Raw genomic sequence first — 18,007 nt, forward strand, 5'->3', positions numbered from 1 at the left:
GCTTTTGTTCTGTCCGTTAATTTACTAATTTGTTCTGAATTATTCTCTTGGAATTTTTCAGGGTTGCATTACTGTTTATTTGTCAAGGTACTTGTGTTCTTGCAGCTTAGCGCCGCAACTCATTTAGAATATCACAGGAGCTTGTCACTGTCAAGAACTTTTTTAAAACTTTTTTCGAAACCCGCGCTGTTCTGCGGTTTTCGGCCCCTCTCTCGAGCGGGCAAAAGTTATTATAGCAAAGGGAATACCCGAATGCAACACCTTTTTTCAGAATTTTTCAAAAATTATTTTGGCCACTATATATTGTGTTAAAAGCAGTCTGCAACTACAATTTCAGCGCTTTCGATGCCTTCCCGAATGCTTTTATTCTATTATCATCGGACTATTTTGCGCTCTTACGACGCAAATACCACATAAAAAAAGGAGCCCTTAGGCTCCTTAAACTTATTATCTATCTCTTATCTTATTATATAAGAAAACTCCCAAGGTTATAAATCCTTGAGAGCTAAAACGGAGAAAGCGGGATTTGAACCCGCGCACCGCGTGAACGGTCTACACCCTTAGCAGGGGCGCCTCTTCAGCCACTTGAGTATTTCTCCATGCCTGAATCCCTCTACCAAATATGGTTTGAATTCTCTTGGCCAAACAGCCAAGACGCAAATGTAATTATACAAAGCCGCTCAGGCTTTGTCAATTCTTTTATTGTTTTTCTTTGTTATACAATTTATCGGCTGTCTCATATAAGTTGTTACCCTGTGAATCAATTACAACAATCGCAGGGAAGCGTTCTACCTTAAGTTTCCTAATTGCTTCTGTCCCGAGGTCATCGTATGCAACAACTTCAGACTCTGTTATAGCCTTGGATAAAAGTGCTCCTGCTCCTCCAATTGCAGCGAAGTAAACTGCACCGTTACGAACCATGGCATCTATTACTTCCTTAGATCTTTTTCCTTTTCCGATCATTCCGCCAAGTCCCAGATCAAGAAGTCTGGGTGCGTACTTGTCCATTCTGCTTGCCGTTGTGGGGCCGGCAGATCCTATGGGTCTACCCTCTCTTGCCGGAGACGGTCCCATATAATATATGAGGTTTCCCTTCATATCTATAGGAAGCTCTTCACCATTTGAAAGCGCCTCATCCATTCTCTTGTGCGCGGCATCTCTTGCCGTGTAAATAGTTCCTGTAATATATACCATATCGCCCGCACGAAGCTCTTTTGCTACTGCCGATTCTATAGGCGCTTGTATCTCTTTGTTCATCTTTAGTCCTTCTCACATAATCGTACTTATTACATATAAGAATATGTTTCGTTTTTGGAAGATATAACACGCATCACACGGTAACGGTGACATGTCTGTTTACGTGACAACAGATATTGACCGCAACGGGAAGTCCCGCGATATGTGTCGCATAGCTGTTGATGTTGACCGCAAGAGCCGTCATCCTTCCGCCAAGTCCCGCAGGACCTATACCGGTCTTATTGATCCTATCAAGGATCTCCTCTTCCATCGCCTTAATATGCTCTTTATCAGAGTGCTCGCCCACAGAACGTGTAAGCGCCTCTTTTGCCATCTCGGCGCACTTCTCGAACGTTCCTCCGACTCCGACTCCGACAACCATAGGCGGACACGCGTTGGGGCCTGCATCTTTGACTGCCTGTACAACTGCGTTCTTGACGCCTTCCTCTCCATCCGCAGGCTTAAGCATGTATACTTTGCTCATATTCTCGCTTCCAAAGCCCTTGGGTGCGCAAGTGATAACCACTTTGTCTCCCGGAACTATATCATAATGAACAACAGCAGGAGTGTTGTCGCCTGTGTTCTTTCTTATAAGAGGGTCTCCCACAACGGATTTTCTAAGATATCCTTCTGTGTAGCCCTGTCTTACGCCTTCGTTTATGGCATCCGAAAGGTCGCCGCCTACGAAGTGCACATCCTGTCCTATCTTGAAAAAGAAAACTGCCATTCCTGTATCCTGACAGATCGGAATATCATCGTTTTCCGCTATTTCCAGATTCTCCATCAGCTGGGCAAAAATCTGTTTTCCAAGCTCTGACTCCTCCTTGTCTTTGGCTGAAAGCAGAGCCTTTTTCATATCATCTGAAAGAGTGTAATTGGCACTGATGCACATACCCTTAACAGCTTTGGTTATTTCAGAAACATCTATCTCGCGCATTACAAACTCCCATTAAGCATTGGTAATAATATTCTTGATCTCAACAAGTTCTTCCGGAGAAGGACTGGTGGGTTTCCACAAAATATGCTGTCCGTCGTCTTTATATCTGGGAATGATGTGAAGATGGAAATGCATAACGGTCTGACCTGCGGTTTCTCCATTGTTCTGAACAAGGTTAAGTCCGTCGCATCCAAGCTTCTCTTTCATGATTCCGGCAACCTTCTTGGCAACTTTGGCAGCTCCTGCCACAGTCTCTTCGGGAATCTCAAAAAGATCCGCATAGTGCTTCTTGGGAAGAACGAGCGCATGTCCCTTAGTCGCAGGACCCAGATCAAGAATCACTCTGAAATCATCATCCTCATATATTGTATTACTCGGAATCTCTCCGTTTGCGATCTTGCAAAAAATGCAATCACTCATTATGCCAATCCCTCCATATCTTTATTGTTATTCATGATAACTATATTAATGTATCCCATGATAAATCCCGTTATAAAACCTCCAAGATGAGCGACTGTGTTGGCTCCTTCCTGGAAAAAACAGGAATCGATAATAAATATAGTAAGAAACACTATTCTAAATAGAAGATTTCTGTTTTTTAATATGCCTTTTTTATTGGCAAATATCCAAAAAGCAAGATATCCGACAATGCCCATTGTACCGCCGCTTGCTCCAAGTGAATATCTGACTATGTGTCCTACGATCTCATACATCATGCTAAGAACATTACCTACTATGCCTGATGCAAAGAACATAATCCCATAATACAGATGTCCGGAGTGCTTTTCAACAATTCCTCCGGCCAAAACAAGCATTAGCATATTGGAAAAAAGATGATTAAGATCCGCATGGAGAAACATAGATGTTATAAATCTATACCATTCTCCGCGAGAAAGAATCCAATCAGTTGCCATTATACCTATATCATATATCGAGGTATTAGCAAGGCACGCTATAAACACCAAAACATTAAGTGCAAGAATCGCTATGCTGACATAAGCAGTCTTATAAATCTGTGACTGCTTGTTCCAAAAATCATCGACGTTATTAAAATCTCTGTTCTGTGTATCTTCCATAATTACCGATCACTTATTTCTAATATATTGTCCGTGTCACTCGGATTTAAGCGCAAAAAGCTGATCCATGCTTCTAAGAAGCTTGAAGTCGCCTTTCATCTTAACACTTCCGTCCATGAATGCTCTCTGGAAGGTTATTCTTCCGTCCAAGATCTCCTCAAAAACCTTCTGATCGGATGTTATTACAACATCACAATCTCCTTCGTCACCTGTCCTGAAGTCACACTTGCTGTTATCTACATCAATGACAACCGGCTTAAGCTTGGCGTTATCAAGGAATGCAACTTTAAACTTGGCGCTGATTCCCGCAACGGGAGTAAATGCCTTTTTAAGGACCTTAACATATTCATCAGAACTTCCCGATGTCGAATCATCTCCCATCTTATCTCGGAATATGCTTGCAAGCTCCTGAAGATCCTCTTTCTGCTTGCGAACAAACTTATCATCGGATGCGTACTCAGAGAGTTGCTCTGATTCCTGCGGAGTAAGATCCATGCTCTTTGCTATCGATACTTTATTGATAACAGCCTGATTGCTTGCGGGAAGAACAGGAATCTTCTGGTTTATCATCCTGTAAAAGTTCTCTGTTTTCTTCTCGATCACCTTGGTGTATTCAGAGCTGTTCTCGAGTCTTGTCGTATCAGCTATATAGCCGCAGATTCCGTCACATACCATTCCGCCAAGCATCTCCCACGCAGACGAAAGACTCATCATTCCCTCGCGTTCTCCGTGAGTTGTCGACATTACAACAGGCGCCATGTATATGCTCTTTATCTTATCCTTATCGCCGTAAAGCCAGCATGCATCAAGAAACTGCATCATATATCCGCCGACACCATACCACTCCACTGTTGACGCAAGGATAACACCGTCCGCATCTTTAAGAGTGTTGGGCAGCGCTGTGATACCGTTTCTCTGCTCATATAGATTGTACTGCTGAACCTTGACATTAAGCTCATTTAAAACTGTAGTGATCTGTGAGATTACGCACAAAGTGGGATCGTCAATTATCCCTCTTCCGCCGTAATAGATATTAATCTTCATGAGAACCCCTCCAACCGGTTAAGGGTATTATATCATATAATGCGGTGATGATAGAATCTATCTGCAATCAAAACATACTCTTCCGATTTTTATCTCATCTCCTTCTTCTATATAATTCTTTTCCTTTGGAGAAAGTCTGACGCCGTTTTTGAAGGTACCATTGGTTGAACCTAGATCCATAATAGCTACCCTTTTCCCGTCATTTACGAACTTACAGTGTATCCTGGAAACGCTCATATCGCTTATTATCTTATCCACGCAGCCTTCCATTTTTCCTATGACAACCGGCAACTTATCAAGGCTTATCCTTACGGTTTTATCAAGGTTTCTGCTGTAAAGAGTCATATTCTCATCTTCATCGCACTCAAGGACCATCGTCTCATCGCCATTCTTGCTTACTCGCTCATCATTTTTTACTATGGAATCCTCTGTCTTAAAAGAAGATGTTATCTTAATGGGGCTCCTGTATACGTCTTCATATGCATAATCCTCATCATCGTAATCATCAGCATAATCATCTCGGCTCTCGTGCTTTTTTCCGTTTCTGTACTCCTCCTTTGCTTTTCTTATCCCTCTTGTTCCCGATATAAAAGCCACAACTCCTGTAATTCCCGACACAAGCATGACTCCCATGGACAAAAGATTCTCCTCCTCCGACAGGATGTAATTCATTCTTATATACGTTACCGCTCCTATCACGCACGCAAAAAGAAGGGAAAAAAGAAGCTGCGTTTTTCCTCCAAGCACTTCTTTACTCATCTTCATTCTGCTGCGGACAGCCGGTTCCGGAACTTCCTCCTGTTCTTCATATGTGTAATCGAAGGCGTCTTCTTCATATGTTTCTTTAACCTCTTCAACATCTTCTCCTTTGTCGGTTTCCGAATCAATCCCTAGTACGTCGTCAATAACTGAAAGAATCATCGCCCCTTCTTCTTTTGCTCTTTCACAAAGTTCATAGATGAGCGTCGAAGCCCTGTCATCTTCATAATCAACATACTCTAGCAATTCCTCGCAGAATTCAGCGAATCCGGGGTTTTCATCCGAATAAGGAAAGAACATAAATCCAAATTCATTCGATGACAATCCGGTAAATACACTACCAACCTCGAATATTATTCCCTCTTCTCCCAACAGAAATTCCGACATGCTCTCAAGCATATTTTTCATATCTGTCAAAAGAGCTCTGACCTGCTCATAATTCATTTTCTTAACCGAAAATCTGTCTTCCAAGCTCATCATGGAAGTTACGTCGTAATACAAAAAACTGTCATCATTTATCTGTCGTAGACTACAAGGGAGAAGCTTTTTTACTCGTTTCCCTTCCAAAACTTTAAGTTGGTATCTATATCCGGGAGTATTCTCATCCTCTTTTACATCTACTATTGCATAGCTATGCTTTAAATCCCTGTAATATCTATGTTCCATTATGATTTATCCTTCCTGTTTAGTAGGTTCTCTCCAATATCTTTTACTCGTTTAACCATTCTGATATGCTCTATCTGTTCCAGCTTTCTTGCTTTTCCCGCTGCTTCGTAGTCCCATCCGCTCTTGGGCTTTAAGAAATAGCTTCCCATTGCCCTGCTTCTTACCGTCGTCTTTCCGGAAACCCTTACTTCTTTTCCGTTTGTGCTGACACTGATGACAGGCTTATTTGCTCCGAAATACTTCCTCCCAAGCACTCTCTCCTCTTTCTCTGAGACTACACTCACGGCATCTTCAGAAGAAATTGAAGCCCTGAAAGCCAGAATATAAGTATCCTGTGATAAGATGCATCTTCCGTAAAGGTAGTAGGAAAAATAGATTAAAAGTGCAAAAACACAGATTATCATCGGAACGACCAAAGAAGCTTCAAGTGTCATATATCCTTTAAATTTTCGCAAAGTAAGCCACCGCCGTTCCCAGAGTTATAAAAGGCACAAAAGGAATTCTGCTTTTTCTCTTAGCTTTTTTTACGAAAACAAGAATCATCGAAAAAACTCCGCTTCCAAAAAATGCAATCAACAACCCTATAATCAATATTTCTATTCCAAGCGCAGGTCCCAAGATCAGCGCAACAAGCCCATCTCCGTAACCTATCTGCTGCCTAGTCACAAAAGATAACAAAAGCAATAAAGCTCCCGGTAAAAGAGAAAGCGCGATATCATAAAGGCTCATATTATCTATAAGAACCCCGATCAAAGCTCCTATTACCGAAATAATCATTCCTATTATCAACAGTTTTGCGGAAATCTCTTTTCTTTTTATGTCCTGCACAGAAAGCGCCAGCATAACAAATAACATCAATATATAAATAACCATTTCTTACCTCCCACAGCTGCTACACGGTCTCCTTCCACCGACTTCCGAGATAGGGATCGTGTAAATCTTTCTCTTAAGTCCCGGACAAGATACGCTGCTGTGATATCTGTCTCCATAATCTGTTATGAATACGCTTCCCGCCGAGATTCTTTTTGCGCAATATTCGCACGCATAATATTTTCCTCTGTCTGCGTTCCTGGCATTTTTGACAGACTCATAATTTATGGTATGAACATTCAACTTAAGATGTTTACAATTTATATTTCTGTGATAAACCTCTCCGTGTTCAGTGACATAAACCATCTCCTCTTCGGGCCGTTCGCTTCCTCCTTCACCGGTTATGTCGTAGCCTGTCCACGCATGTCCGTAATATCTTCCTTCAACAGGAAACTCCTTGAAGCCTATCAGCGAAATAAGCGGATGGACCTTGTAATCTACAACGATATCCACAATATCGTTACCGGCCATTATTCGGGAATTTCTAAAAGACATTCCGGAGAAACCGTCTGTAACGCAGCTCTTATCTATCCCCTCGCCAAGATACTCATGAACAAGCTCTTTTGCATAAAAAATTGAAGCAACACCCGTCGCAAAATCTATAGCTCCTGCATCTTTAACAATGGTCTGTGCCGCCTCCTTCTCATCATATGAGATAAGACATATCCTGTTTCCAGCTTGATGAAGCGCAGCTTCAAGATCCGTTTGCACCTTGATGATATTGAACATCACCAGAATATTTGCAAAAAAGAAAATAAAAAGCGGCAACGCGATCGAAGACTCCACAGTCATGGAAGCGGTTAGAGACACTTCTTTCCTTCCTGTCGCCCGGAAAAACGATCGTTTTATTTTTTTGTAAAAAGCTTCTAACTTAAAAGAAGTGCCTTTATCCGCTCCCGGACTATTCTTCATATCCGTAAATCCTTTCTATCTTGGTTTCATATCCGTATGATGTCTCCACGGTTATTTCCCCGCAAAACGTATCCAAACAATGGTCTATCATAAAAGAATCGTTTCCCGGCGTAAGTCTTATATCCATTTCAATTATGTCCATAAGCCTTTTTGTCTTTTCTTCATGACCGGTCATAAGCAATCTGATCCTTAAGTAATCTTTATAATAAAGACCTGAGCCACAGTCTCCTTTTCCCAGGTTGTTTCTAAATCCAAGCATTTCCCAGAATCCAAGCTGCCATGTATCATCGCTTTTAAACAACGGAACACGTCCGCCTCCCAAAAGTATTGATATGTCGGAAATACTCTCTGCAAAAGACCAGGCAAAGAGAATCGAATACTTTACAGGCTCCTCCAGTTCAGACACCATCAACACCGCTGTGAGTGCTGTGGCTGCAGTTTCCGCGGCACTGACCTTGCTTGAGCTTGTGAGAATATACGCAAGATTAGAAGCCTCTCTCCAAAAAAGAAGTGTTTCTGCCATCTTTTCAAGATTTTTCCAATCAGAGTTTTCCCCGTAGCAAAGATACTCAAGCTGATATTTTAAAAGAGATTCATCAAGCTCATTTCCGTATCTTCCACACTTTTCAAAGTAATATTGTTCAAGGAGAATTTTATCCATGACAGATAATTCGCATCTGTCATTCAAGCCCGTTCCTTTATTCTTGGATCTATGGGAACTGTATTCATTTAAATTGGCATACGCCTCCGATATTTCATATCTTCCGCCTACTGCCAGATTAAGAACGCCCACACCTTTTTGCGAATTAACTTCATCGGCCGGATTTGCAAGGCTGACCTCCTCTTCTTCACCATCCTCATTAATGATCGTAGGAAGCTCTATGGAATCAATTTCCTCCTGGTTAGCTCTTGCCATCTCCTCGACATCGGTTGTATCAAATCCCGCTTCTTCAAGCTGTCTTTTGTTTTCCTGTGCTTCAAACAGTGCATGTTCTATAGGTTCTGCTTTCATATAAGCGAGAATCTGTCTGTTAAGAACCGCTCCTGCGTTGTCAGTTGCGTAGGATGTTCCGCTTATTCTCGCATCTTTGCAATAAATCGAAGTCATTGTCTGTGCATTTCTCACCTTGCCTTCCAGACTTCTCGAAAAGTTCTTTTGAGCATAGTTTTTTAAATGTTCCTCGGTATTCGTTATTGAATGATTACCGCTACCGTATGACGTCTCGACCATCAGTAATGAAAATCTGTCGAACAATTCCCTGTTGTACTCTGCCAGAATCGAATTCATGGAAACATCCGCCACACATTCGGTCTTCATCTTCACCGCACCTATCCTGGCGCCCTGGTAGAGCGCCAAGATAAGTGACAAGATGATTGTTATTGACAGCGATAAGAATACCGTTGAGTATCCTTTAACCTGTGATGATATGTGTATCTTCTTTGATTGACTTAAATACATCTTCAACAATTCCGGCAATCTGCTGTTTAAATACAATTACAAGTCCGATAAGAACAACAATGATAAGAATAACTTCTACGGTTCCCATTCCCGATTCATCGTTCCAAAATCCTTTCACGGCGTTTTTGATTCCTCTTCCGAGATTTCTTGTTTTTTCAGCTAATTTATTCATTCTTTTTCCTTCTTTCTTTTTAATAGTCTTTAAAATGACAGATATGCAGGGATCATAATAATGACCATTACAATCACAAGCATCATGATCATGGGCAAAAGAAGTCGTGTTCCGGCTTCTTCTCCAAGTTTTCTGACTCTGTCCATTCTCTCCTCAAAAGCCTTTTTTGATTCCTCTTGAAGAATTTTCAGCATCTCACTGTTTCCCTTCCTAAGATTCTGGGATAAAAGCGCGCTTAATCTTGTATATTCCCTGTTCTGGCAGCGAAGCCCAAAGTTCTCATACGCGATTGCCTCCGGTACCCCCGCTCCCATTTCTCTTACTGTTCGCAATATTTCTTCATATACGTATCTGGAAGGCGCTCCTCTCTCTCGCTTTTTCGCATAATTAATCCCAAGTCTTTCGAAAATATTCCTCATTGTCATGCCTGCACCAAGATACAGTGCCAATCTTGAAACCAGCTGCGGATAATCACTAAGCATTTGCATCGACCGGTTTTCGATCCCTCTTTTCAGCTCCTTGTCTCTAAGTACATACGACGCAGCGCCGCCGATAAGCGTAATGATAAGTATCATCAAACTGTTGTCTTCTACATGTTCACTCCAGCTCACATGCTTTCCCTGAATGTCTTTTGGAAGTTCAAAACTTCCCTCATTTATTGTCTGTTCATCATTTTGCTTAATCAGCTTTCGTAAACTTTCATATACCTGCTCGCTCGCAGACAGCTGTCTTGCTACAAGATTTGCATGCAACACCTGCGAATAATCGTAATCGCCATACTTATATTTCGCAGTGAGCGATACGATTTCCCCTTCCTTTGAGATCAGATCCTTTTCCAATCTTCCGTCGTAGTGGACCAGTTCGTAATTGTCCACGCTCCACGAAATACTAAACGGATAGCCATCAAGTTTTTCCGGAAGCTTAAGATCCGATTCCACCCTATCAAGCGATTCATTATCCAAAAGGATCACTCGTTCCATTTCCTTAGAAGCACTTTCAAATAGTGCATCTGTTTCCTCTTTTGTATAAACCCTCTCTTTTACAGAAACGTCATATCTTCCGAGCTCATTTCCGGATTCATCGCTTGCGATCAAGTGCGCAGTATATTCGCCGTCACCGTCTTCGTTTCTTTGGAGTTCTTTTCCTTCTATGAGCTTCTCCGAAGAGCCCTGGCTTACATACATAAGAATCGATAAAAAGCTTCCGGCAAGCGCCATTAGGATCACTATGCTTATCTTTCTTATGTAGTATTCCGTTTCAACCCTTTCTATATCTCTCTTATCGTTAAGCGTCTTTAGGTATCCGCGTACCTTTTCTCCGGCAAAAGACATCCTGTTTTTAAAGAGTTTGTTGAAAATAAAAAGAGAAATCTTCAAGACTTCACGGGTTATCCCCGTCTCTTCCATCCCCGAAGGTAACTCATACTCTTTTGACAAAAACCAAAGTATGAATATTCCTAGGGGAATAGCCAAATATAAAACAATCATTTTTAAAATAATCCTTTGATCAAATTGTGATGTTTACGATTTTTTCAGATAAAAGATATGCCGCAAAATATACGAACATACAGATTGTCATCAAAATGACTCCGGGAAAATTATGATACAGCGGAGCAAAGAAACCGGGGCTCGTTATACTTATGTAAAAGATAATAAAGAAAGGCACAAAGTTCATGATCCGTGCCTCAAGTTTCTTGGCACTTATAAGAACTTCTATTTCTTTTTCCACGTCCATTTTTCTTGAAATAACAGATATTGTTCGTTCAATCGTCTCCGTCATATTACCTCCGCTTCTTTTGGCGATGGCAAAAACTCCCGCAAACTCCTCAATATCCGCATTCCCGCTTTCTTTTCCAAAATTTAAAAGAAGCTTCTCAAGAGGTACGTTGTTCCTTAAACCCTTGTACACTTTATCCATGTACCGGCTTATATAGCTCTTTTTCCCATATAGAAGATTTATGTCCCTACCGGCTTCTCTGAATGCATTCTCTACGGAGTATCCGGCCTTAAGGCTGGTCAAGACGGAACTTATAGCATCTCTAAATTGAATTCCCACAATTCTGCTGATGCGAATTTTCTCTGTCTTTTTCCTGTAAATAAACCATGGGATAACCAGCGGTAAAAGTATTATGATCGCTATGACAGAATCATAAAAAAGTTTTCCGAAAAGAGCCGCGATACCGATTCCCTGCAATAAAACAGGAAGATCGCTAAGGCATGGACGGTAGTTTATAACCTGATGAAAATAGTTTTTCAGTATTTTTAATTTCACCTACTTTCCTCCATTCTCCTTTTATCATTCCCTCTTCATTTTCACCCGTCTCTTCAAACCTAAAGAGTGGATTTGTAAGAATCTTTCCCGAAATCGGATCAAGTTCTTTTTTGATCTCGCAGATTTCAAGAAGTTTTCTGGACCTGTCGCGAAGTCTTCCCAGGTGGACAATTATATCTATTCCCGAAGCAATCTGACCTCGTATCGCGGGAAGCGGTATATCCATTCCCATAAGTACCATGGTCTCGATTCTCGCAAGCATGTCCTCCGCGCTGTTTGAATGACCGGTCGACATCGCGATATGTCCCGTATTCATGGCCTGTAGCATGTCCACACACTCGCTTCCCCTGACTTCTCCAACGATAATTCTATCGGGACGCATTCGGAGAGACGACTTTATGAGATCCCTTATCGTTATCTCTTTGCAGCCTTCAACATTAGCGTTTCTGGCTTCAAGCCTTACTAGGTTCGGAACCTCTCTGATCTGAAGTTCCGCGTTATCTTCGATGGTAAGAACTCGACTGTCCTTGGGGATATAATTTGAAAGTGCATTTAAAAATGTCGTCTTTCCCGAACCGGTTCCTCCCGAGATAAAAATGTTGTATCCGGCTTTTACAAGTATCGCCAGATAATCTCTCAGATAGTCAGTAAGCGCCCCGAACCCAATGAGTCTTTCCATTGTCATAGGATTTTCCGGAAATCTTCTTATTGTTATCACAGGACCGTTTAATGCTATCGGAGGAAGAACGATATTCACTCGGGATCCGTTCTCAAGTCTTGCATCCACTATAGGTGAAGCCTCATTAACAACCCTATTACAGGAAGCAACTATCTGCTGAACAACATCCTCAAGTTTTTCTTTTGACTCAAAGATAGTTTCATGTCTTGATAGTTTGCCGTCTCTTTCTATAAAGATGCTGTCTGCTCCGTTTATCATTATTTCTGTAACCGACGGATCATCGACAAGCTGCTGCAAGATATCGAGCTTTCTTATTGAGTGAAAGATACCCGTTCGAAGACGCTTTCGATCTTCAACGGAAACAGCCAGATTCCTAAGCTCTTTCGCCATGAGATCATCGATAATGGAAAGCATCTCTTCATCTGAGATGTCTTTTGAAAAGTCCATCTCACGTATGATCTTTCCCTTTATCTCACTCCTTAATACGTCAAATCTTTTCTCCACTTCTAGATTTCCTCCGCGTACAGAAGTTTCCTTGCGCACTCCGAAAGCTCCATATCTCCTGCTCCGTCCGGTATAGAAACTTTTATTCCGGACGCACAGATATCCTCATATCCGTTTTGGCTCAGTACTTCTTCGTAGCGCCTCAGCTTATATATTTCTGCTTTGGTTTTTCCCGTTATTGTGAAAACCTTATTGCAGAATCTCAAAATATCAAACAATCCGCTCGGAAGATCGCTAAGATCAAGCACCACATTCTCATATCCACACTCTTCAAAAATAAGCTTTATAAGACTTCTCAATCTTTCATTGTCTATCTCCTTGATCTGCATCGCGGTTGCCGCAGGCGGGATATAATCAAATCCTCCTATGCTCTGCTTGATTTTTTCAAGATAGATACAGAATCTGCTTTTTTCGCATTCCGAATAATACAAAAGATCCGTTATATCGCCTTCCGTATGACTACCTAAGATCATCGGAAGAGGTGAAAAATTATCAAAATTTAAAAGTAGTGTTTTTCCGTGCTTAGACAGTTCTTCGCACATTTTTAGGGCTAAAGCGGTCTGTCCGCATCTGGCTATCGGAGAATAGAGTCCGATCACCGTTCCTTTCCCGTCACCGCGTCTTATGCCGACATTCTCAAAATCATCGGGACTCTTGACGCAAAGATCCAGAATATGACAAACGATCTCACTTGCCGGACTGAACTTACTTATATGTTCTGCATTTACTTCCCCAAGCAAGCCTTCCTCCGGTAATCCGTCATCCTCTCTGATAACTGATAGTTCTTCATCAAGGATCAGGATATTTTTTATGCCGGATTCACTTACTCTTGTTTTAAGTTCTTGTACCGCACTCTGTGCAATAACAAGTAATGAAATAAGATTTTTTCCGGCGAACTCCTCCAAACTTTTTACCTGCGTAAATGCATGTATATCGAATGAAAGATTTAGATTTTTTCTTAAATATTCATCCAACCTCCCGCAATACCTGCTTTCTGTATCACAGATGGCCAGTACCGGTCTGCTCATAGCGTACCTCCTACCGAAAAGAGAACGCCCACAAGTGCAGGTATCGCGAAATGGATTCTAGCTTCTTTGTTTCTTTTTATGATGAGAACAGCAAGCGAGATAACGCCTGCAACGACAAATGCTGTAATAATACTTGAAACCGTGTCCGATACGGACAGAAAAGATGCCGCTGACATGAATAATTTCACATCTCCTGCAGCAATTCCTTTAAAGAAGTAAACAGGAATCAGTAATAAGAATGCTATGCCGACCGCAGTCAGCGAAGCGATTAACGAGCTTTTGCCGCAGATCGCGGAACAAGTGATACCCGTCAGAAGTCCGGGGATTACCCAGAAATTGTAGATCTTATCCTTGTACAGATCGGTAAAAGCCGCACCGGATAAGAGTAAGAATAATAGAACTTGTATAAGATCGACTCCTCTCTCGTAATGTTTATTGCGAGCTCACGATTTAGAAATCTATCACTTGGTTTTTTCTTTGTAAACCCCCGAAAAGTTTTTTGACAGGTTGCACAATTAATAATTTAAAAGAACTTTTTCCGGAAGTTCTTTTTTCTAAAAACCCCAACAAAAATGCGGGGAAGGAAACAATGACAAACTCTAAGTTCCCGCCCCGCATGACGAATTGGCAAATATTTATATAGTTTTATATCGTAAAAATCGTCTGAAAATTAATACTCTTAAGATTTTCTTAAGATGGATATTTTTATCTGTTGTTTCTGTTCTTAAAGTAAGCAAACAGGCTCTGGAGGATGATGAAGAAGCACAGAAGTGCCGCTGTCATGATGTTACTCCAGCTTGAAAGGAGCTTACCGTTTGTGGTAACGAGCGTTGAGATCGTTCCATTAATGAGAACACCAAAGAGCGATCCTATAACGTTACCTACACCACCTGTAAGAAGCGTTCCACCGATAACGGATGAAGCGATAGCGTTCATCTCGAAGCCGAGCGCCTGCTGAACAGAACCTGACATTGTGTTGAGGCAGTAGCAGATTCCGCCGATGGAGCAAAGGAAGGATGAAAGGATATATGCCTTCATCTTGGTAGCCTTAACGTTAAGTCCCATCATTGTTGCAGACTGCTGATTGCCACCTACTGCGTAGAGATTTCTTCCAAACTTAGTGTACTTAAGTATGAAGAAGATAATCGCTACAACAAGAAGTGCGATTACAACGGTAGGTCTGATGAAAGGAACTACTGTCTTACCCTTCTTGTTCACATAACCAAGGAATCCCGGAAGATTGATCTTGGCATTGGCCCATTTGTAGAACATGGGGTTCATATCCTGGGTGATCGAGATCTGGTCTGTACAGATAACCGCTGTCATACCTCTTGCAAAGAACATTCCCGCCATCGTTATGATAAACGGCTGGATCTTGAGGTAACCGATAAGGTATCCCTGAACCGCACCGAATACAAGTCCGATAACGAGGATCAGGATGATAAGCGGGATACAAGGCCATCCCTTAACGCCCATTCCGTAAGCAAGGATCATACAATCCATCGCGATAAGCGATCCTACGGAAATATCAATTCCACCTGTAAGCATTACACAAGTCATACCACATGCAACGCAGATAAGTCCTGCATTGGTGATAAGAAGGTTTAGGAAAGTCTGTACGTGTGTAAAGCCTTTCGCTGAGTAAATAACACAGCCTACTGCATACATTGCTACAAAAAGAACGATGGTGATCAAAAGAAGCACTGTGTTTCCGCTGAATTTGTTTATCTTCTTCATGCCTTCTGACCTCCCTCTGCCGCAAGGGCTCTCCTCTTTGCTTCGCTGTTTGAAAGCCATTCTTTAAATGTAGGTGCCTGAACTACTACTATGATAACAACGATGATGGCCTTGATAACCGGTGCCTGGTCAGTTGAAACACCCATGGCAAGAAGGGTTGTCGTGATAGCCTGGATCGTATATGCACCTACAACGGCACCTGCGAGATTGAACTTACCGCCTCCGAGTGAGTTACCGCCGAGGGCAACAGCGAGGATGGCATCAAGCTCGTAGTTAAGTCCGATATTGTTGGAATCTGCGGAATAGATACGGCTGCTGGCAACCATGCCTGCGATACCTGCGCAGAGACCGCATATTACGTAGCATACAAAGCAGATAAGTGCAGAGTTGATACCTGAAATTCTTGCTGCTCTGCTGTTGATACCTGCTGACTGAATATAGAGACCGAGCGCCGTCTTCCTAAGGAAGATCGATACGACTATGATAACCGCTATGGTTACGAATATCGCTGTCGGAATGGGACAGCCCGGTATAAAGTTACCCAGATATTTGTAAGGCTCGTATCTAATGTATGTAATCTGGTTGTTGCACAAAAGAAGTCCGATAGCCCTTGCCGCTGTAAAAAGAATAAGAGTTGCAACCATGGGCTGTATCTTGAGCTTGGCAACGAGTGCACCGTTAATGCATCCGCACACTCCGCCGAGTAAGATACCGAAGAGTATTCCAATCCCCATTGGAACCGCCAGCTGCGTTGTAGAGTTTACACCGTATCCTGCGAGCATCATGCATGTTCCGCAGGCTGAGAGGCTCATTACGGAACCTACGGAAATATCTGTTCCGGCTGATACGGCAACTACAAGCGTCTGACCCACCGCAAGGATTGCTATCTCACTTCCTCTGTTTAAGACATCTATTAATCTTCCATACAACACTCCATTTTGAATGCCAATGTTAAAAAATGTAGGACTCTTTATAAGATTTATAAGTAATACTAACAGAAGGCAGAAGAAGGGCAAAAATAGCTGCTGCTTCGTTATTTTCTTAATTGTATCCATTACTTCTCACCTCCCGCGATCGCACTCATTACGCTTTCCTGTGTCATGTCTCCTTCTATCTCGCCGACTTTTTCGCCGTCTCTCATGACACACATTCTTGTACAAGTACGAAGCATTTCTTCTATCTCCGAAGATATGAATACGACGCTCATACCTTCTTTGGCAAATTCTAATATAAGCTTCTGGAACTCTGTCTTGGTTCCGATATCAATACCTCTTGTGGGCTCATCCAAGATAAGGAAATCAGGATGTGTGCAAAGCCATCTTGCAAGAATAACCTTCTGCTGATTTCCGCCGGAGAGCTGAGAAAGAGGTGTTTCCCTGCTTGCAGTCTTGATCTGAAGCATGTCGATAAATTTATCCGCTATCTCGATCTGCTTAGCTCTGGGAACTTTCTTAAACATTCCGTTTCTTGCCTGAAGAGCAAGAATAATATTGTCTCTAACCGACAATTCACCGATACATCCGTCGGCTTTTCTGTCATCGGGAAGGTATGCCATACCTTTCTTTATTGCATCAATAGGTGCTTTAATATTGATCTCTTTGCCCTTCATGTACTCTTTACCGGTCTGAGCTTTATCTGCACCATAGATGCAGCGCACCATTTCGCTTCGGCCGCTTCCCAAAAGACCTGTTACGCCCACAACCTCACCTTTGTGAATCTCAAAATCAAAAGGCTTAACGGTTCCCTTATGGCTGAGTCCTTCGGCTTTTAACATTACTTCGGGGCTGATGTTTGCATCTCCCTCAGGCTTGATGGCTGCAAGATCGTCGAAATCTTTACCGAGCATGGCAGCTACAAGCTTAACTCTGGGAAGTTCGCTTATTGAGTAATCTCCTACAAATCCGCCGTTTCTCATAACGGTGATCCTGTCACATACTGCATAAACCTGCTCAAGGAAATGTGTAACGAATATAATTCCTACACCCTTTTTCTTGAGATCTCTCATTACGTCAAAGAGCTTTTCTACTTCGTGATCATCAAGAGATGATGTGGGCTCATCGAGGATAAGTACTTTACAATCCATGTCCACTGCTCTTGCGATAGCTATCATCTGCTGAATAGCCAGTGAATAATTCTCAAGCGCAACGGTAACATCGATCTTTATTCCAAGGCCGTCCATTATCTCTTTTGCCTTTTTGTTCATAGAGCGCCAGTCTATCGTTCCCAGCCTTGTAACAGGTTCGCGCCCTATAAAAAGATTTTCTGCAACCGAGAGGTTGGGACAAAGATTGACCTCCTGATAAACCGTTGCAATTCCTATTCTTTGCGCATCCTCAGTAGAGTGATTATAGACGTTTCCCTCTACGCCCTGCACATATACTTCTCCGGCATCACGCTCGTATACACCTGTGAGGCACTTGATAATGGTTGACTTTCCCGCTCCATTCTCGCCCATAAGTGCATGGATCTCGCCTTTATGAAGTGTAAGCTGTGCGTGATCCAGTGCAACGACACCGGGAAAGACTTTTACTATGTCACGCATAACGATAAGTTCATTCTGCTCCATAAAAAATACCTTCGCTTCTCCTTTTATTACTTCTGTTAATTAAATAGGGTAGTTCTTTCGAACTACCCTATTAGTTTTTTGCCTAAATACC

Annotated in this window: 19 protein-coding genes and 1 tRNA gene; all 20 read right to left on the reverse strand. The window is 42.1% G+C overall.

Annotation, left to right across the window (positions count from 1 at the left end; all coding sequences use genetic code 11):
• Window positions 1-511 precede the first annotated feature (511 nt).
• The 20 genes from BM377_RS05425 to BM377_RS05520 all read right to left on the reverse strand — a co-directional run bounded on the left by BM377_RS05425 (window position 512) and on the right by BM377_RS05520 (window position 17,916).
• Window positions 512-599 (reverse strand) — tRNA-Ser (locus BM377_RS05425).
• A 100-nt stretch (window positions 600-699) separates the two neighbouring features.
• Window positions 700-1,257, reverse strand: a complete 558-nt coding sequence (locus tag BM377_RS05430; protein ID WP_092244916.1) for a Fe-S-containing hydro-lyase — start codon at window positions 1,255-1,257, stop codon at window positions 700-702.
• A 73-nt stretch (window positions 1,258-1,330) separates the two neighbouring features.
• A complete protein-coding gene (locus BM377_RS05435; RefSeq protein ID WP_092244919.1) occupies window positions 1,331-2,173 on the reverse strand; it encodes a fumarate hydratase in 843 nt (280 codons plus the stop codon).
• 12 nt (window positions 2,174-2,185) lie between these two features.
• A complete protein-coding gene (locus BM377_RS05440) occupies window positions 2,186-2,593 on the reverse strand; it encodes an HIT family protein (RefSeq protein WP_092244922.1) in 408 nt (135 codons plus the stop codon).
• Complete coding sequence (locus BM377_RS05445) at window positions 2,593-3,249, reverse strand: rhomboid family intramembrane serine protease (RefSeq protein ID WP_092244925.1); 657 nt, start codon at window positions 3,247-3,249, stop codon at window positions 2,593-2,595. Before BM377_RS05445 ends, BM377_RS05440 begins: the two co-directional genes overlap by 1 nt.
• 36 nt (window positions 3,250-3,285) lie before the next feature.
• A complete protein-coding gene (locus BM377_RS05450) occupies window positions 3,286-4,293 on the reverse strand; it encodes an SCP2 sterol-binding domain-containing protein (RefSeq protein WP_092244928.1) in 1,008 nt (335 codons plus the stop codon).
• A 57-nt stretch (window positions 4,294-4,350) separates the two neighbouring features.
• Complete coding sequence (locus BM377_RS05455) at window positions 4,351-5,718, reverse strand: DUF6382 domain-containing protein (protein WP_092244931.1); 1,368 nt, start codon at window positions 5,716-5,718, stop codon at window positions 4,351-4,353.
• Window positions 5,718-6,173 carry a pilus assembly protein gene (locus BM377_RS05460; protein WP_092244935.1) on the reverse strand — a complete coding sequence of 152 codons (456 nt, stop codon included), beginning with the start codon at window positions 6,171-6,173 and terminating at the stop codon, window positions 5,718-5,720. The genes BM377_RS05455 and BM377_RS05460 overlap by 1 nt, the downstream gene beginning before the upstream one ends.
• The gene (locus BM377_RS05465) at window positions 6,160-6,591 is read right to left on the reverse strand and encodes a prepilin peptidase (protein ID WP_092244938.1); all 432 of its coding nucleotides are present in this window, start codon (window positions 6,589-6,591) and stop codon (window positions 6,160-6,162) included. The genes BM377_RS05460 and BM377_RS05465 overlap by 14 nt, the downstream gene beginning before the upstream one ends.
• A 3-nt stretch (window positions 6,592-6,594) precedes the next feature.
• Complete coding sequence (locus tag BM377_RS05470; RefSeq protein WP_092244943.1) at window positions 6,595-7,500, reverse strand: TadE/TadG family type IV pilus assembly protein; 906 nt, start codon at window positions 7,498-7,500, stop codon at window positions 6,595-6,597.
• Complete coding sequence (locus BM377_RS05475) at window positions 7,490-8,959, reverse strand: DUF5702 domain-containing protein (protein WP_177223808.1); 1,470 nt, start codon at window positions 8,957-8,959, stop codon at window positions 7,490-7,492. The genes BM377_RS05470 and BM377_RS05475 overlap by 11 nt, the downstream gene beginning before the upstream one ends.
• Window positions 8,913-9,131 carry a Flp1 family type IVb pilin gene (locus BM377_RS16685; RefSeq protein ID WP_177223809.1) on the reverse strand — a complete coding sequence of 73 codons (219 nt, stop codon included), beginning with the start codon at window positions 9,129-9,131 and terminating at the stop codon, window positions 8,913-8,915. Before BM377_RS16685 ends, BM377_RS05475 begins: the two co-directional genes overlap by 47 nt.
• Window positions 9,132-9,160: 29 nt before the next feature.
• Window positions 9,161-10,537 (reverse strand): type II secretion system F family protein, encoded by a 1,377-nt coding sequence (locus BM377_RS05485; protein ID WP_177223810.1) that lies wholly within the window; start codon window positions 10,535-10,537, stop codon window positions 9,161-9,163.
• 100 nt (window positions 10,538-10,637) lie between these two features.
• Window positions 10,638-11,402, reverse strand: coding sequence for a type II secretion system F family protein (locus BM377_RS05490; RefSeq protein WP_092244955.1), 765 nt, complete (start codon window positions 11,400-11,402; stop codon window positions 10,638-10,640).
• Window positions 11,341-12,528: a TadA family conjugal transfer-associated ATPase gene (locus BM377_RS05495; protein ID WP_092245309.1), complete on the reverse strand. Its 1,188-nt coding sequence runs from the start codon at window positions 12,526-12,528 to the stop codon at window positions 11,341-11,343. Before BM377_RS05495 ends, BM377_RS05490 begins: the two co-directional genes overlap by 62 nt.
• Before the next feature lie 59 nt (window positions 12,529-12,587).
• The gene (locus BM377_RS05500) at window positions 12,588-13,613 is read right to left on the reverse strand and encodes a P-loop NTPase family protein (protein ID WP_092244957.1); all 1,026 of its coding nucleotides are present in this window, start codon (window positions 13,611-13,613) and stop codon (window positions 12,588-12,590) included.
• Window positions 13,610-14,020, reverse strand: a complete 411-nt coding sequence (locus BM377_RS05505) for a prepilin peptidase (RefSeq protein WP_092244960.1) — start codon at window positions 14,018-14,020, stop codon at window positions 13,610-13,612. The genes BM377_RS05500 and BM377_RS05505 overlap by 4 nt, the downstream gene beginning before the upstream one ends.
• A 298-nt stretch (window positions 14,021-14,318) precedes the next feature.
• The gene (locus BM377_RS05510) at window positions 14,319-15,350 is read right to left on the reverse strand and encodes an ABC transporter permease subunit (protein ID WP_092244964.1); all 1,032 of its coding nucleotides are present in this window, start codon (window positions 15,348-15,350) and stop codon (window positions 14,319-14,321) included.
• Complete coding sequence (locus BM377_RS05515; protein WP_092244966.1) at window positions 15,347-16,405, reverse strand: ABC transporter permease; 1,059 nt, start codon at window positions 16,403-16,405, stop codon at window positions 15,347-15,349. The genes BM377_RS05510 and BM377_RS05515 overlap by 4 nt, the downstream gene beginning before the upstream one ends.
• Window positions 16,405-17,916: a sugar ABC transporter ATP-binding protein gene (locus BM377_RS05520; protein ID WP_092244969.1), complete on the reverse strand. Its 1,512-nt coding sequence runs from the start codon at window positions 17,914-17,916 to the stop codon at window positions 16,405-16,407. Before BM377_RS05520 ends, BM377_RS05515 begins: the two co-directional genes overlap by 1 nt.
• Window positions 17,917-18,007: the final 91 nt, after the last annotated feature.

The organism is Butyrivibrio sp. INlla21 (genome assembly GCF_900116875.1).
In the GTDB taxonomy this organism is placed as follows: domain Bacteria; phylum Bacillota; class Clostridia; order Lachnospirales; family Lachnospiraceae; genus Butyrivibrio.

Coding starts and splice junctions, on each gene's coding strand:
- BM377_RS05430 (WP_092244916.1), bottom strand. CDS start 1,257: ATGAACAAAGAGATACAAGCGCCTATAGAATCGGCAGTAGCAAAAGAG.
- BM377_RS05435 (WP_092244919.1), bottom strand. CDS start 2,173: ATGCGCGAGATAGATGTTTCTGAAATAACCAAAGCTGTTAAGGGTATG.
- BM377_RS05440 (WP_092244922.1), bottom strand. CDS start 2,593: ATGAGTGATTGCATTTTTTGCAAGATCGCAAACGGAGAGATTCCGAGT.
- BM377_RS05445 (WP_092244925.1), bottom strand. CDS start 3,249: ATGGAAGATACACAGAACAGAGATTTTAATAACGTCGATGATTTTTGG.
- BM377_RS05450 (WP_092244928.1), bottom strand. CDS start 4,293: ATGAAGATTAATATCTATTACGGCGGAAGAGGGATAATTGACGATCCC.
- BM377_RS05455 (WP_092244931.1), bottom strand. CDS start 5,718: ATGGAACATAGATATTACAGGGATTTAAAGCATAGCTATGCAATAGTA.
- BM377_RS05465 (WP_092244938.1), bottom strand. CDS start 6,591: ATGGTTATTTATATATTGATGTTATTTGTTATGCTGGCGCTTTCTGTG.
- BM377_RS05470 (WP_092244943.1), bottom strand. CDS start 7,500: ATGAAGAATAGTCCGGGAGCGGATAAAGGCACTTCTTTTAAGTTAGAA.
- BM377_RS05475 (WP_177223808.1), bottom strand. CDS start 8,959: ATGTATTTAAGTCAATCAAAGAAGATACACATATCATCACAGGTTAAA.
- BM377_RS16685 (WP_177223809.1), bottom strand. CDS start 9,131: ATGAATAAATTAGCTGAAAAAACAAGAAATCTCGGAAGAGGAATCAAA.
- BM377_RS05485 (WP_177223810.1), bottom strand. CDS start 10,537: ATGGAAGAGACGGGGATAACCCGTGAAGTCTTGAAGATTTCTCTTTTT.
- BM377_RS05495 (WP_092245309.1), bottom strand. CDS start 12,528: ATGGACTTTTCAAAAGACATCTCAGATGAAGAGATGCTTTCCATTATC.
- BM377_RS05500 (WP_092244957.1), bottom strand. CDS start 13,613: ATGAGCAGACCGGTACTGGCCATCTGTGATACAGAAAGCAGGTATTGC.
- BM377_RS05510 (WP_092244964.1), bottom strand. CDS start 15,350: ATGAAGAAGATAAACAAATTCAGCGGAAACACAGTGCTTCTTTTGATC.
- BM377_RS05515 (WP_092244966.1), bottom strand. CDS start 16,405: ATGGATACAATTAAGAAAATAACGAAGCAGCAGCTATTTTTGCCCTTC.
- BM377_RS05520 (WP_092244969.1), bottom strand. CDS start 17,916: ATGGAGCAGAATGAACTTATCGTTATGCGTGACATAGTAAAAGTCTTT.